Source organism: Allobosea sp. TBD101, assembly GCF_059817965.1.
In genome coordinates this window covers 4,295,843-4,310,621 of the sequence record NZ_CM187543.1, presented here as the reverse complement: position 1 = coordinate 4,310,621, position 14,779 = coordinate 4,295,843, and the positions used below count along the sequence as shown (strand labels likewise).

Below are 14,779 nucleotides of genomic sequence, written 5' to 3'. Positions count from 1 at the left end.
GATTGCAGCTTTCATGTCACGCCAAAGCTTGGCTATGGCGGGTTCCTCGATTCATGAAACCCGCTCCGCCGCCGCCTCTGCCGACGCCGACCAGACCGGCGATTTCACCATCAGCGACCTCGCCCGCGATTTCGGCGTGACGCTGCGCACGCTGCGCTTCTATGAAGCGCGCGGCCTTATCGCGCCGAGCCGCTCCGGGATGACGCGCATCTATTCGGCGCGCGACCGGGCCCGGCTCGCCCTGATCCTCAAGGGCAAGCAGCTCGGTTTCACGCTCGTCGAGATCCGCGCCATGCTCGCCAACGAGGACAAGAAGGGCGGGGCCGGCGATAAGGCGGCCTCCGTCGGCGGCCTTCAGCTCAGCCGCGAGCAGATCGTCGAGCAGCTTGAGCTGCTGCGCAGCCAGCGCGCCGAGATCGAGAGCGCGATCACCGAGCTCGAAGCCTCGCTTTCGCGGCTCGGCAAGGCCTGAGCGGCGGTTTTCCGGCGCAAGCTCAAGCGCGTCATCCCCAAAGCCCCGGCTCCGCCGGGGCTTTTTTTATGGCCGCGTCACGCTCCCGCCATCCCGAGGACCACAAAGTCGCAACGTTGCAGTTGCAACTTCGCTCAAATTGTTTATATATGAACTATCTTGATGCGGCGGCAGGGTTCAAGCGCCGCCTTTGCGACGAGAGGGAGGATCCGATGCCGGTCTACAAGGCGCCCGTCGACGACACGCTTTTCCTGCTCAACGACGTCTTCAACATCGAGCGCTACAACAACCTGCCGGGCTTCGCCGATGCGTCTGGGGACGTGATCGAGGCCGTGCTCGGCGAGGGCGCGAAGCTCTGCGAGGAAGTCCTCCAGCCGATCAATTATTCCGGCGACCAGGAAGGCTGCACCCGCCATCCCGACGGCAGCGTGACCACCCCGAAGGGTTTCAAGGAGGCCTATCAGGCCTATGCCGGCGGCGGCTGGATCGGCCTTGCCATGGACCCGGAATATGGCGGTCAGGGCCTGCCCTACACGCTCGGCGCCGTGATGAACGAATACGCCTCGGCTGCGAACATGGCTTTCGCCATGTATCCGGGCCTGACCATGGGCGCGATCGCCGCGCTCTACGTCCATGGCTCCGACGAGATCAAGCAGACCTACCTGCCGAAGATGATCGACGGCACCTGGTCGGGCACCATGAACCTGACCGAGCCGCATTGCGGCACCGATCTCGGCCTGCTCAAGACCAAGGCCGTGCCGAACGGTGACGGCTCCTACGCCATCTCCGGCACCAAGATCTTCATCTCTGCCGGCGAGCAGGACATCACCGAGAACATCGTCCACCTCGTGCTCGCCCGCATCGAGGGCGCGCCGGCCGGCGTGAAAGGCATTTCGCTCTTCGTCGTGCCGCGCAACAAGTTAAGCGGGGATGGCTCTGTCGGAGAGAACAACCACGTGTCCTGCGGCTCGATCGAGCACAAGATGGGCATCCACGGCAACGCGACCTGCGTCATGAACTATGACGGCGCCCAGGGCTGGCTGGTCGGAGCCGAGAACAAGGGCCTCAACGCCATGTTCGTGATGATGAATGAGGCTCGCCTCGGCGTCGCGATCCAGGGACTCGCCCAGTCCGAGGTCGCCTATCAGAACGCTGTCGCCTATGCGAAGGAGCGCCTGCAAGGCCGCGCGCTGACCGGCGCCAAGGAGCCGGCCAAGCCGGCCGACCCGATCATCGTCCACCCGGATGTGCGCCGCACGCTGATGTCGATCAAGGCCTTCAACGAGGCGGCCCGTGCCTTCGTGCTCTGGAACGCGCTGAAGTCCGACATCGCCCATCGCTCCGGCGATGCGGCCGAGCGCCAGGCGGCCGACGACCAGCTCGGCCTGATGACCCCGGTGCTCAAGGGCGTGCTCACCGATGTCGGCTTCGACAACGCGGTGAAGGCGCAGCAGATGTTCGGCGGCCACGGTTACATCGCCGAGACCGGCGTCGAGCAGTTCGTTCGGGATGCCCGCATCGCCATGATCTACGAGGGCGCCAATGGCGTGCAGGCGATGGATCTCGTCGGCCGCAAGCTCGGCCGCGACGGCGGCCGCGGCATCATGGCCTTCTTCAACGAGGTCGGCGGCTTCCTGAAGGAGAATGCCGAGGACGAAGCGCTGAAGCCGCTGCTCGGGCCGCTCCAGGTCTCGCTCGGTCATCTCCAGCAGGCGGCGATGTGGTTCATGAACAACGCCCTCGCCAAGCCAGACAATGCCGGCGCGGGCGCCTCCGATTTCATGCATCTGCTCGGTCTCGTCTCGCTCGGCTACATGTGGGTGAAGATGGCCAAGGCGGCGCAGGAGAAGCTCAAGGCCGGTGCCGACGAGCGCATGAGTGGCAAGCTCGTCACGGCCCGCTTCTTCATGGAGCGCACCTTGCCGGAAACCGCAGCCCATCTGGCGCGGATCACCTCCGGCGCGGACACCACCATGGCGCTCAGCGTCGAGCAGTTCTGACGGATTTTCCGAGCTGAACCCGTCATCCCGGACAAGCCGCGAAGCGGCGGCGATCCGGGATCCATCATCGAGCTCCGGCGCCCTTCGATGGATCCCGGATCTCCGCTTCGCTCCGTCCGGGATGACGGCGCGTTTCTTTCGATTACTCTGGGTTCGAAGCGGCTCAGTCTGACGCCGAGTGAAGAGCCGAAAACGACCGGCCACTCCGGGAGGAGCAACATGGCAGACGCATTCATCTACGATCACGTCCGGACGCCGCGCGGCAAGGGCAAGGCTGATGGCTCGCTTCACGAAGTCACGGCGATCGAGCTCGGCACCCAGGCCTTGCGCGCGATCAAGGACCGCAACGATCTCGATCCGCTCCTCGTCGAGGACGTGGTGATGGGTTGCGTAGACCCGGTCGGCGAGGCCGGCGCCGATATCGCCCGCACCGTCGCGCTCAAGGCCGGCTACGGCAAGGAAGTTCCGGGCGTCCAGATCAACCGCTTCTGCGCCTCGGGCCTCGACGCGGTGAACCTCGCCGCGGCACAGGTCATGTCCGGCCAGAAGGAGATGGCGATCGGCGGTGGAGTCGAGTCGATGTCGCGCGTCGGCATGGGCGCCTCGGGCTTCGGCATCGCTGTCGACCCCAGCGTCGCCATCGACACCTATTTCATGCCGCAGGGCGTCGCGGCCGATCTTATCGCGACCAAATACGGCTTCTCCCGCGACGATGTCGACGCCTTCGCGGTGCGCTCGCATCAGCGCGCCGCCAAGGCCTGGACCGAAGGCCGCTTCAAGAACTCGGTGATCCCCGTCACCGACGTCAACGGCCTCGTCATCCTCGACCGCGACGAGACGATCCGTCCCGGCACCGACATGCAGACGCTGGCCGCGCTCAAGGCCTCCTTCGTCCAGATGGGCGAGATGGGCGGCTTCGATGCCGTCGCGACCTCGGCGCACCCGGATGTCGAGTTCGTCAACCACGTCCACCATGCCGGCAATTCGTCGGGCATCGTCGATGGCGCGGCCGCCGTGCTCGTCGGCTCCAAGAAGGCCGGCAAGGTGGCCGGCCTGAAGCCGCGCGCCCGCATCAAGGCCTTCGCGACCGTCGGCTCCGACCTGGCGTTGATGCTGACCGGCCCGGTCGACGTCACCGAGCGCGTGCTGAAGAAGGCCGGCATGTCGATTGGGGATATCGACCTGTTCGAATTGAACGAGGCCTTCTCCTCGGTCGTGCTGCGCTACCAGCAGGCGCTCGACATCGACGACGCCATCCTGAACGTCAACGGCGGCGCCATCGCCATGGGCCACCCACTCGGCGCGACCGGCGCGATGGTGCTGGGTACCGTGCTCGACGAGCTGGAGCGGCAGGACAAGCAGACCGCTTTGGTGACGCTTTGCGTCGCCGTCGGCATGGGCGTCGCCACCATCATCGAGCGGGTGTGACAGGCGTCATCCCGTGCGCGCTGCGGCACGCAGTGCCGCTGCGCAGACACGGGACCGCGTGACGAGAGAACGCCCGAACACTGCCTTTTCCTGATGACGATCCCGGATCGCCGCGATGCGGCGTCCGGGATGACCCGACCCACCGGAGGGAACGTCCATGAACCTCACCAATTTCCGCTTCGAGACCGACGCCGACGGCATTGCCGTCGCGACCTGGGACATGCCGGGCCGCTCGATGAACGTCATCACCCCGCAGGTGATGGAAGAGCTCAACCAGATCGTCGACAAGGTCGCGGGCGATGAAGCCATCAAGGGCTGCGTCATCACCTCCGGCAAGGAGAGCTTCTCCGGCGGCGCCGACCTCACCATGCTCCAGGGCCTGCGCGATCTCTATGTGACGCTCGCCAAGGAGAAGGGCGAGGCGGTCGCGATGCAGAGCTTCTTCGACGAGAGCCGCAAGCTCAGCCAACTCTACCGCAAGCTCGAGACCTGCGGGAAACCCTTCGCCGCGGCGATCCATGGCGTCTGCCTCGGCGGCGCTTTCGAGCTCTCGCTCGCCTGCCAGTACCGCGTCGTCTCTGACGATGCCTCGACCCGCGTCGGCCTGCCCGAGATCAAGGTCGGGCTGTTTCCGGGCGCCGGCGGCACCCAGCGCGTGGCGCGCCTGATGCAGACCGGCGACGCGCTCCAGATGATGTTCAAGGGCGAGCAGGTGAAGGCATTGCCGGCGCGCAATTCCGGCCTCGTCCATGTCGTCGCTCCGCGTGCCGACATCGTCCAGAACGCCAAGGACTGGCTCAAGGCCAACCCGCAGGCGACTCAAGCCTGGGACCAGAAGGGCTTCAAGCTGCCCTCCAACAAGGTGCATTCGCCGGCCGGCATGCAGATCTGGCCGCCGGCCAGCGCGATCTATCGCCGCGAGACCAACGACAACTACCCGGCCGCACGCGCCATCCTCTGCGCGGTCTATGAGGGCTTGCAGCTCCCGATCGATCTCGGCCTCAAGGTCGAGAGCCGCTACTTCGCAAAAATTCTGCGGACGAAGGAGGCGGCCTCGATGATCCGCTCGCTCTTCGTCTCGATGCAGGAGCTCAACAAGGGCGCCCGCCGCCCGGCTGACGTGCCGCCGTCCAAGCTCAAGAAGGTCGGCGTCATCGGTGCCGGCTTCATGGGCGCCGGCATCGCCTATGTCACCGCCAATGCCGGCCTTGAGGTCGTGCTCGTCGACCGCGACATCGAGGCGGCTGAGAAGGGCAAGGCGTACTCGCACAAGCTGGTCTCCGACCAGATCATGAAGGGCCGCGCCAAGACCGCCGACCGCGACGCGCTGCTCGGCCGCATCAAGGCCTCGGCTGACTATGCCGATCTCAAGGGCTGCGACCTGATCGTCGAGGCGGTCTTCGAGGACCCGAAGGTCAAGGCCGAGGTCATCGCCAAGGTCGAGGCCGTGGTCGGTCCTCGCACCATCTTCGGCTCCAACACCTCGACGCTGCCGATCACCGGCCTCGCCGAGAACAGCCAGCGGCCGAGGAATTTCATCGGCATCCATTTCTTCTCGCCGGTCGAGAAGATGCTGCTGGTCGAGGTCATCATGGCCAAGAAGACCGGCAAGAAGGCGCTCGCCATGGCGCTGGACTTCGTCCGCGCCATCAAGAAGACGCCGATCGTCGTCAACGACGTCAGGGGCTTTTATGCCAATCGCTGCGTCGGCAACTACATCCGCGAAGGCCACCTCATGCTGATGGAGGGCGTGCCGCCGGCGATGATCGAGGCCGCCGGCAAGCAGGCCGGCATGCCGGTCGGCCCGCTCTCGCTCAATGACGAGGTTGCGGTCGATCTCGCCTACAAGGTGCTGAAGGCGACCCAGGCCCAGCTCGGCGAGGGCGCGGTCGATCCGGCGCAGGAGAAGCTGCTCGCCGACATGGTCGAGAAGCACGGCCGCCTTGGCCGCAAGAACAGGAAGGGCTTCTACGATTATCCGGAAGCCGGGCCGAAGCGGCTCTGGCCGGGTCTCGCCGAGCTCGTCGGCAAGCGGCTCGACCCCGAGAGCGTCGACATGGAGGAGCTGAAGCATCGCCTCCTGGTGACGCAGGCGCTCGAAGCCGCGAAGACCTATGAGGAAGGCGTCGTCACCGATCCGCGCGAGGCCGATGTCGGCTCGATCATTGGCTTCGGCTTCGCGCCTTACTCGGGCGGCACGCTGTCCTATATCGACAATATGGGCGCGGCCGGTTTCGTGAAGCTTTGCGAGAAGCTGGCCAAAGCCCATGGCGAGCGCTTCAAGCCGAACCGCCTGCTGAAGCGCATGGCCAAGACCGGCGAGAGCTTCTACGGCACAGCCGAGAAGAGGGTGGCCTGAGCCTTCCGGCTCACGCCGCTAATCTCGTGCGCAATAGCGCCACGAGCCAGTCCGCGAAGACCTGCAGCCGGCGCGACAGGTGCCGGCGGTGGGGATAGAGCAATGTCATCGGCATCGGCGCAGCCTGGTGCCGGGGCATCACCTCGACGAGCTCGCCCGCCGCGAGATGCTCGGCGACATCATAGGCTGGAATCTGGATCAGCCCGAGCCCGGCGAGGCAGCAGGCGATGTACGCCTCTGCGCTGTTGACGGTGACGCGGCCGGGCAGCGCGCGGCTGTAAACCGCGCCATCCTCCAGCCATTCCCAGGGTTCGATCCGCCCCGTCGACGGCGAGGCGTAGTTGACGGCCTTGTGTCCGTCGAGTTCGCCGGGATGTCCGGGCGTGCCATGGGCGGCGAGGTAGCTGGGAGTTGCGACATTGATCAGCGGCAATTCCCCGACCGCACGCGCGATCAGTCCTGAATCGCTCAAGGGACCGACGCGCAGCACGCAGTCGATGCCGTCCTCGATCAGGTTGCTTGCCCGGTCGGTGACGCTGAGGTCGATATCGATCTCGGGATAGCGGGCGAGGAAATCCGGCAGGGCCGGCGCGATGATCAGGCGCCCGATCCGGCCGGGCACATCGATCCTCAGGCGCCCGGCAGGGCTCGCCGTGCCATGACGGAACAGCGCCTCGGTTTCCTCGACATCGGCGACAAGCCTTGCGCAATGCTCGTAGAAGGCTGCGCCATCTTGCGTCGCCGAGACCCGCCGCGTCGTCCGGTGGAGAAGCCGCGTGCCGATCCGTTGTTCGAGGGTGGCGACCGCCGCCGAGACCGAGGAACGCGGCAGTCCGAGCGCCTTGGCAGCCTGGGTGAAACTCTCGCATTCGACGACGCGGGCATAGATGCGGAAGAGGTCGATGCGGTCCAAATCGGCGCTCCATATTGTTCGCGATTCTTGACCAGTGATGTCCTGATCAAAATCTTTATGGCCGATTTCGGGACGATATGTTGTGGCCATCGATTGCAGCGAACAGGAGCATGCGATGGCCGATCACGGCATCAAGGGTAAGACGGTCCTGATCGCCGGTGGCGCCAAGAATCTCGGCGGTCTGCTGGCGAAGGACCTGGCGGTGCAGGGCGCGAAGGCCGTCGCCATCCACTACAACAGTGCTCCGGCCAAGGCCGAGGCCGAGCAGACCCTCGCGGCGATCAAGGCTGCCGGTGCGGCGGCCCATGCCTTCCAGGCTGACCTGACCTCGGCGGCTGCGATGGAGAAGCTCTTTACCGACGCCAAGGCGGCGATGGGCTCGATCGACATTGCGGTCAACACGGTCGGCAAGGTGCTGAAGAAGCCGATGGTCGAAATCAGCGAGGCCGAGTTCGACGAGATGAGCGCGGTCAATTCGAAGACGGCGTTCTTCTTCCTCAAGGAGGCCGGGAAGCATGTCAGCGACAACGGCAAGGTCTGCACGCTGGTGACCTCGCTGCTCGGTGCCTACACGCCGTTCTATGCCAGCTATGCCGGCACCAAGGCCCCGGTCGAGCATTACACCCGCGCCGCCTCCAAGGAATTCGGCGCCCGCGGCATCTCGGTCACCGCGATCGGCCCCGGCCCGATGGATACGCCGTTCTTCTATCCCGCCGAAGGCGCCGATGCGGTCGCCTATCATAAGACGGCGGCGGCACTCTCGCCCTTTTCGAAGACCGGACTGACCGACATCGAGGATATCGTCCCCTGGGTCCGCTTCCTTGTCTCCGATGGCTGGTGGATGACGGGCCAGACCATCCTGGTGAATGGCGGCTACACGACGAAGTGAGAATGCCGCGCTGGGGTCGGGACCCGTGTTCCGTTAGGAAGCGGGAACCGAACAGGGATAGCGAAGACCGAGCCTACGTATGCCTCCACGTCCGATCCTGAGTTTTCCCGATCCGCGTCTGCGCGTGGCGGCGGCGCCCGTCATGCGCTTCGACGCCGATCTGCGCGAGCTTGCGGCCGATCTGCTCGACACGATGCGCGGCGCGCCCGGCATCGGCATCACCGCGCCGCATGTCGGTGTGTCGCTGCGGCTGGTCGTGCTGGAGCTGACGCCCGGCGACGTCCGGACCTATGCCAATCCGGTGCTGGACGGCGTCTCGCGGGAGACCATCCGCCATGTCGAGGGCAGCGTCTCGATGCCGGGCGTCACCGACGAACTGGAGCGCCACGCCCATGTCCGGGTGCGCTACCACGATCTCGACGGGGTGGAGCATGTCGAGGAGGCGAACGGCCTGCTGGCTGTCTGCCATCAGCACGAGATCGACCAGCTCGACGGCGTCTTCTGGATCGACCGCCTGTCGCGGCTCAAGCGCGACAGGCTGATCGCCCGCTACAACAAGCTCCGGCGCGTCTGAACGGCACGCCGCCTATTGGGCGAGGGCGCCGAAGACGAACTCGCTCGCCACGCGCAGCGGCAGCCGCGAATTGCCGGGGAGATTGTAGTTCCCCGCCGTCACGGCGATGACGATCTGCTGCTTGGGCGCGATGATGAGGCGTTGCCCGCCATTGCCTTCGGCGCCGTACCAGGCATTTCCGGCACGGTCGCGGCCGAGATACCATTGATAGCCGTAGCCGGTCCCGTCCTGTCGCTGCGCGCGCTGGGTGAGGGCCTGCTCCACCCAGTCGGCCGGTATGATCTGCCGGCCGCCATGGCTGCCCTTGTCGAGCAGAAGCTGCCCGATCGCGGCAAGGTCGCGCGGACGCAGGCGCAGGCCCGAGGCCGCGGCTTCCTCCTTCCCATCCATGCCGTTCGTCCAGACGAAATTGCCGATTCCGAGCGGCGCGAACAGGCGGCTCGAAGCATAGGCGCCGAGGCGCTGGCCGGAGCCCTTGGCGACGAGGTGGCCCAGCAGGGCCGTGGCGCCGCCGCTATAGGTCCAGGCCTCGCCGGGCGGGCGGGTAATCGGCTGCTCGAGGATGAAGCGGTAACGATCGGCCGCCCGCTCCATCGCGATCTCGCTGTTGCGCGGATCGGTGTAGGGCAGGCTCTCGTCCCAGGCGAGGCCCATGCTCATGGTCAGCACATGCTCGATCTTGATGCGCTGCCGGTCCGCATCGGCAGCGAGATCGCGATAATCCGGGAAGCTCGCCAGCACCGGCGCGTCCGGCTTCGGAACGTGTCCCTCGCCGAGCGCGATGCCGTAGATCAGCCCGACGATGCTCTTCGAGACCGAGCGGAGATCGTGGAGCTCGTCGGCGTTGAAGGCGACGGTGCCACGGCTGTCGCCCCAGATCTCGTCCGGACCGGTGAAGTAGTGCTCCATCGCGATCTTGCCGTGCCGGAGCACGACCAGCCCATGAAGCCCCTTCAGTTCGCCGTCGGCGAAGGCTTTCTCAAGGCGCTCGCTCGCATCGGGTTTGAAGCCCGCCTCGGTGAGAGACAGGGATTGCCATTGGCGAGCCGGCGCTTGCGCCGCGGCCGAGCGCGCCACGAGGGCCGCGCTCGCACCGGCAAGGAACGTGCGTCGATCCATGTCCAACAAATCCCAGCCTATCGCTGCCTCAGTTCGCGACCGCCCGGATCGCCCGGCGCAGCTTGTCGATCAGCTCTTCGATCTGGCTCTCCGAGATGATCAGCGGGGGCGAGAAGGCGATGGTGTCGGCGGCTGTCCGCACCATCAGGCCTTCTTCGCGGAAGAGGCGGTCCATCGCCTCGAAGGCTCGCTTGCCGACGCCATCGGCGCGCGGCGCGAGATCGACGGCGCCGACAATGCCGAGCGTGCGGATGTCGACGACGTTCGGTTCGCCCTTCAGGCTCATCACCGCGTCGGCCCAGGCGCCTTCCATCGCGCGCGCCCGCTCGAACAGGCCTTCGTCGCGGTAGATGTCGAGCGTCGCCAGGCAGGCGGCGGCCGCCAGCGGATGGCCCGAATAGGTGTAGCCGTGGAACAGCTCGATCACGTTGTCCGGCCCGCCCATGAAGGCGTCGTAGATGTGCTTGCGCACGATGACGCCGCCCATCGGTACCGTGCCGGAGGTCACGCCCTTGGCAAAGGTGATCATGTCCGGGATCACGCCGTAGCGCTCGGCGGCGAAGGCGAAGCCGAGGCGCCCGAAGCCGGTGATGACCTCGTCGAAGATCAGGAGGATGTTGTGCTTGTCGCAGATCTCGCGCAGGCGCTTGAGATAGCCCTTCGGCGGCGGCAGCGCGCCGGTGGAGCCCGCCATCGGCTCGACGATCACCGCGGCGATGGTCGAGGCGTCGTGCAGCGCGACGATGCGCTCGAGATCATCGGCGAAATGCGCGCCGTATTCCGGCTCGCCCTTGCTGAAGGCCTGCTTCTCGCGGTCATAGGTATGGGCGAGATGGTCGACGCCGGTGAGCAGCGAGCCGAAGAACTTGCGGTTGTTCGACATGCCGCCGACCGAGATGCCGCCGAAGCCGACGCCATGATAGCCGCGCTCGCGGCCGATCAGGCGGGTCTTGGCGGCCTTGCCGGTGACGTTCCAGTAGGCCAGCGCGATCTTGAGCGCGGAATCGCCGGCTTCCGAGCCCGAGCCCGCGAAGAAGACATGGTCGAGATCGCCCGGCGCCAGCGCCGCGATGCGGGCGGCTGCGGCGAAGACCTTGGGGTGGCCGTACTGGAAGGAGGGGGCGTAGTCGAGGTCTCGCGCCTGGGCCTGAATCGCCTGGATGATCGGTTCGCGGGCATGGCCGGCATTGCAGCACCACAGGCCCGCCGTGCCGTCCATGACCGGCTTGTTGTCGGGCGTGTAGTAGAACATGCCCTCGGCGCGCGCGACCATGCGCGGGTTCTTCTTGAACGACCGGTTGGCCGTGAACGGCATCCAGTAGGCTTCGAGATCGTTCGGCGTGGCGATGGCGGAGGATGCGGACGTCATTCGAAACCCCTGTGGATTAACCTTGGTTGAAGCTAGCAGGAGCAAGCCGCCTGTAAATCGCCATCATGGCCGAGGATGGCTGCGCCCAGCGGATGACGGCACGAACCTGCTTGTGGATGACGTTAGGTCGCCGATGGCGTACAATCCCCGCTTGAGGGGCACAATGAGAATGGACCCCGATGACGGAAGGCGTAGATGATCCTGGACGGCTGGATGTACGGGCCGCGGCGATCATTCGCGCGGGTCTCGACCGTGTCCTGGTTTCGGATGCCTTTCGGGCCGCTCCCCAGCTTTCGGCCTTTCTGAGCTTCGTCGTCGAGCGCACGGTCGAGGGGCGCGCGGCCGAGCTGAAGGGCTATACGATCGCGGTTGAGGGGCTCGGTCGCCCCGCCGATTTCAACCCGCAGCTCGATCCCATCGTTCGCGTCGAGGCCGGGCGGCTGCGGCGGGCCCTGGCACAGTACTATGCGGGCGACGGCCGCGGCGATCCCGTGCAGATATCGATGCCGGTCGGCGGCTATGTCCCGGTTTTCACCTGGTTCGGCGGGGAGGGGAACCGGGTTGCGACCGAATTCACCGATGAGGCGCCTGAACCGGACCGGCGCACGGCCCGCCGCTGGACACACCTGACCCTCGCCGCGCTCGCGCTGGGGCTGCTCGCGCTGGGTTGGTGGTATCTGGGGCCGGCGCGCGAGCCGATCCGGCCCGCGGCGGTGAAGCCTGCCGCGAGCGAGCAAGCTGCCGGCGCGCGGTCCGACGCCTTGGCGGGGCCTTCCCTGCTGCGCGTCGCGATTGCGATTCCCGATCGGCCTTCGGATCCCAGGCTGGCCGATGTCCTGCGCCGCTTCTCGGCATTGCTCGTCGATGCCATGGCCCGGTTCGACGATCTCGTGACGATCAAGACATTGCCGCCCGAAGCTGTTCTTTCGGACGAGGTCGACTACCTCCTGGAGATCGACGCCCAGGGCACCGACGGCGAGGCGGAAGGGCTGGGTCGCCTGCGCTCCGTGCGGGACGGGCGCATCGTCTGGACCGCGTCGTCGAGCCGGACGTCGCTGGCCGCGCTCCAGGAAGGTGATCTCGCCGAGATGGCGCGCCGGCTGGCGACGCGGCTGACGGAGCCTTTTGGCATCATTCCCGCCGACGCGCGCCAGTCCGCTCCGTCTCCCGCTATCCGCTGCATCCTGAAGGCTTTCGACGCGCGCCGTGTGATGCTGCCGGAGCTGCATCAGGCCGCGCGGCTTTGCCTTGCCCAGTTGGTGGAGCAGGATCCGGGTTTCTACCCGGGCTGGGCCCATCTTGCGATCATAACGCTCGGCGAGCACGGCACGGCCGCCGCCCCGCAGGGCGATGGTCCGCACAGCGACACTGACGCCTCGCGGCCTCCGCTCGACCGTTCTCTTGCGGCGGCGCTGACGGCTATCCGCCTCGCGCCCTCCGGAGCGCGGGCCTATCAGGCCATGATGAAGGTGCTGCTGCTGCGCGGCGCAACCGACGAGGCAATCCAGATGGGCCGCGAGGCGCAGGCCCGCAATCCCTATGATCCGGATATTCTGGCGGATGTCGGCGCGCTTTATGTCCGGCTCGATCGCCCGCTCGAAGGGCTCCCCCTGCTGGAGCGTGCGACGTCGCTGAGTGTCGCCCACTCGCCGCGCTACGACTTCTATGCATTCCTCGGCGCTTATCTGATCGGTGCGGGAAAGGCGTCTGAGAGCCATGCCGCAATGCTGGCCACGGATACGAGCCAGCTCAGCCTGCTCGGTCAGGCGCTCAAGGCGGCGGCTGACAACGATCCGGAGAAGCAGGCGAAGGCGATCGCTCAGCTCATCGAGAAAGCCCCGCTTTTCGGGCAGGATCCGCGCGCTTTCCTGCAGCGGAGAGCATTCGCCCCGTCGGTGATCGACAAGATTCTCTCCGCGCTCGGCCTGAGCAAGCCATAAGTCCCGCTGGGGTCGAGGGGCGGGTGTGGCGGGAATGAGGCGCGTCGCTCGCATAACCGCGCCGGCAAGGTTAATCTGCCGGCTGTTACCGTGATTCGTTCCCATTCCGATTCCCTGACATAGCGCGAGCGCTGCCGTGGCACCTGCCCGCCTGAAAGCCCTGCCTCCTCTTGCCGGCGCCGTGACCGGTCTGTCGGCCGGCGCTGCGGTCGCGATCCTGCTTCCCGGTGGACTTGGCGCGGCGCTCGGCCTGCTCGCGTCCGGAGCCGGGCTCATGCTGGCGATGCGGGCCTTCGAACACCGCGGCCTTGCCCGGCACGAGCAGGCCATGGCGGGTCTCGGCGAGGTCAAGGTCCGGCTCGCCACCAACGCCATTCGCCTGGATGCCCTGTCGCAGCGTGTCCAGCAGATGCCGATGCGCGACGCCGATGCCGCGCCTGCGCGCGCTGCGATTCATGAGCTGACGGCCGAGGTAGGCCTGCTCGGCGACCTGATTCATCAGGTCGCGACGACACTGGCCGACCATGAGACAGTCCTGGCCCGCCTGCCGGAACCTGCCGCTGGACTGCCCGCGCCGGTGCCCGAGGTGGTGCTCGATCCGGAAGCGGCACGCCGGGAGCGAGCCGAAAAGCTTGCCGCCGAACGGGCCGCTGCCGCCGCTGCGGCGCGGGAGGAAGCGGAAGCCGAACGTGCTGCCTTGATCGGCAAGGCCCTCGGCGAGGGTGCGCTCGAAGTCCATCTGCAGCCGATCGTCTCGCTGCCGCAGCGCCGGACCTGCGGCTATGAGGCGCTGGTGCGCCTGCGGCTGGACGAGAACACGCTGCTGCTGCCGCACGAATTCATCGAGACCGTCGAGACGCGGGGCTTCGGGCCGACGCTTGATGCGCTCGTCCTGACGCGGGCGCTGGCGATCGCCCGCCATCTCGGCGCGAAGGACGGCGGCATCTTCGTCTCCTGCAATTTCAGCAATGCGACCTGGAACTCGTCGCGCGCGCTGGCGGCCCTGACCCGCATCCTCGACAAGTACCGCGAGCATACGGGGCATCTGGTCATCGAGATGCCGCAGGCGGTGTTCCGCGCGCTTGACCCGACCAGTCTCGGCCTGCTCGGCGCCATGTCGGCGAACGGGGTGCGTTTCGCGCTCGATCAACTCGTCGACCTGCGCCTCGATCCGAGCGCCCTGTTCGATCGCGGCGTCCGCTATGTGAAGGCGCCGGCCGCGCTGCTGCAGGCCCATCTCGACGGCCGGATCCAGAGCGATATCGACGCGGGCGATCTCGCCACCCTGCTTGCACGCGTCTCGATCACCCTCGTCGCGGACCAGGTCGAGGACAATCCCGCAGCAGCCGACATGATCGAGCTCGGCGCCGCGATGGGGCAGGGGCAGGCCTTCTCGCCGCCGCGTCCGGTCAAGCCCGAAGTCTTCGCCGAGCCGGAACCCGCGCCTGCGCCACTGCCGGCGCCGGCCGCGCCCTCCCGGCCGCCGGAGAGCATCGTCGATCGGTTGCTCGGCCAGGATCGGGTTGCACAATCTCCAGCCGCCGTTTCCGAGCCGGCCCCGCAGGATGCGCGCCCGGAACGGCTGCCGTTCAGGGCCGTGCTGCGCCGCGCCAGCGCCTGACGCACGGCCGTTTCCTGCGCTCTCCGGTTCCGCTTCCGGCGAAACCCGTCTAGATCAGACCTTGTCGAGGGGCGAAGCTCGCCCGTCGCTGACAA

11 protein-coding genes are annotated in these 14,779 nt (G+C 66.8%); 8 read left to right on the top strand and 3 right to left on the bottom strand.

The window, feature by feature from the left end:
* The first annotated feature begins 13 nt into the window (after positions 1–13).
* From AC6RIC_RS21040 to AC6RIC_RS21025, 4 genes are all read left to right on the top strand, one after another.
* Entirely contained in the window at positions 14–472 is a 459-nt protein-coding gene (locus tag AC6RIC_RS21040) for a MerR family transcriptional regulator (RefSeq protein ID WP_454657965.1), read from the top strand.
* A gap of 212 nt (positions 473–684) precedes the next feature.
* A complete protein-coding gene (locus AC6RIC_RS21035) occupies positions 685–2,472 on the top strand; it encodes an acyl-CoA dehydrogenase C-terminal domain-containing protein (protein WP_499733773.1) in 1,788 nt (595 codons plus the stop codon).
* A 219-nt stretch (positions 2,473–2,691) separates the two neighbouring features.
* A complete protein-coding gene (locus AC6RIC_RS21030) occupies positions 2,692–3,900 on the top strand; it encodes an acetyl-CoA C-acetyltransferase (RefSeq protein ID WP_499733772.1) in 1,209 nt (402 codons plus the stop codon).
* A gap of 157 nt (positions 3,901–4,057) precedes the next feature.
* Entirely contained in the window at positions 4,058–6,259 is a 2,202-nt protein-coding gene (locus tag AC6RIC_RS21025; RefSeq protein ID WP_499733771.1) for a 3-hydroxyacyl-CoA dehydrogenase NAD-binding domain-containing protein, read from the top strand.
* 10 nt (positions 6,260–6,269) lie between these two features.
* On the opposite strand, the gene AC6RIC_RS21020 is transcribed toward AC6RIC_RS21025, so the two are convergent.
* A complete protein-coding gene (locus AC6RIC_RS21020) occupies positions 6,270–7,172 on the bottom strand; it encodes a LysR family transcriptional regulator (protein ID WP_499733770.1) in 903 nt (300 codons plus the stop codon).
* A gap of 115 nt (positions 7,173–7,287) precedes the next feature.
* Between AC6RIC_RS21020 and AC6RIC_RS21015 the strand changes: the two genes are divergently transcribed.
* Both AC6RIC_RS21015 and AC6RIC_RS21010 read left to right on the top strand, forming a co-directional pair.
* Positions 7,288–8,061, top strand: a complete 774-nt coding sequence (locus AC6RIC_RS21015; protein ID WP_499733769.1) for an SDR family oxidoreductase — start codon at positions 7,288–7,290, stop codon at positions 8,059–8,061.
* Between the two features lie 79 nt (positions 8,062–8,140).
* Entirely contained in the window at positions 8,141–8,635 is a 495-nt protein-coding gene (locus AC6RIC_RS21010) for a peptide deformylase (RefSeq protein WP_499733768.1), read from the top strand.
* Positions 8,636–8,647: 12 nt separating this feature from the next.
* On the opposite strand, the gene AC6RIC_RS21005 is transcribed toward AC6RIC_RS21010, so the two are convergent.
* Together AC6RIC_RS21005 and aptA are read right to left on the bottom strand one after the other, a co-directional pair.
* Complete coding sequence (locus tag AC6RIC_RS21005; RefSeq protein ID WP_499733767.1) at positions 8,648–9,754, bottom strand: serine hydrolase domain-containing protein; 1,107 nt, start codon at positions 9,752–9,754, stop codon at positions 8,648–8,650.
* Positions 9,755–9,782: 28 nt separating this feature from the next.
* Positions 9,783–11,123, bottom strand: a complete 1,341-nt coding sequence (gene aptA, locus AC6RIC_RS21000; protein ID WP_454657958.1) for an omega-aminotransferase AptA — start codon at positions 11,121–11,123, stop codon at positions 9,783–9,785.
* A gap of 503 nt (positions 11,124–11,626) precedes the next feature.
* Between aptA and AC6RIC_RS20995 the strand changes: the two genes are divergently transcribed.
* On the top strand, positions 11,627–13,063 hold the full coding sequence (locus tag AC6RIC_RS20995) for a tetratricopeptide repeat protein (RefSeq protein WP_499733766.1): 1,437 nt from the start codon (positions 11,627–11,629) through the stop codon (positions 13,061–13,063).
* A gap of 136 nt (positions 13,064–13,199) precedes the next feature.
* Complete coding sequence (locus tag AC6RIC_RS20990) at positions 13,200–14,684, top strand: EAL domain-containing protein (protein ID WP_499733765.1); 1,485 nt, start codon at positions 13,200–13,202, stop codon at positions 14,682–14,684.
* The last annotated feature ends 95 nt before the right edge of the window (positions 14,685–14,779 follow it).

Bases quoted from the DNA above. Each gene is read 5' to 3' on its own strand.
- AC6RIC_RS21005 (WP_499733767.1), bottom strand. From the start codon at position 9,754: ATGGATCGACGCACGTTCCTTGCCGGTGCGAGCGCGGCCCTCGTGGCG.
- AC6RIC_RS21030 (WP_499733772.1), top strand. From the start codon at position 2,692: ATGGCAGACGCATTCATCTACGATCACGTCCGGACGCCGCGCGGCAAG.
- AC6RIC_RS20995 (WP_499733766.1), top strand. From the start codon at position 11,627: ATGCCGGTCGGCGGCTATGTCCCGGTTTTCACCTGGTTCGGCGGGGAG.
- AC6RIC_RS21015 (WP_499733769.1), top strand. From the start codon at position 7,288: ATGGCCGATCACGGCATCAAGGGTAAGACGGTCCTGATCGCCGGTGGC.
- AC6RIC_RS21010 (WP_499733768.1), top strand. From the start codon at position 8,141: ATGCCTCCACGTCCGATCCTGAGTTTTCCCGATCCGCGTCTGCGCGTG.
- AC6RIC_RS21035 (WP_499733773.1), top strand. From the start codon at position 685: ATGCCGGTCTACAAGGCGCCCGTCGACGACACGCTTTTCCTGCTCAAC.
- AC6RIC_RS21040 (WP_454657965.1), top strand. From the start codon at position 14: ATGTCACGCCAAAGCTTGGCTATGGCGGGTTCCTCGATTCATGAAACC.
- aptA (WP_454657958.1), bottom strand. From the start codon at position 11,123: ATGACGTCCGCATCCTCCGCCATCGCCACGCCGAACGATCTCGAAGCC.
- AC6RIC_RS21025 (WP_499733771.1), top strand. From the start codon at position 4,058: ATGAACCTCACCAATTTCCGCTTCGAGACCGACGCCGACGGCATTGCC.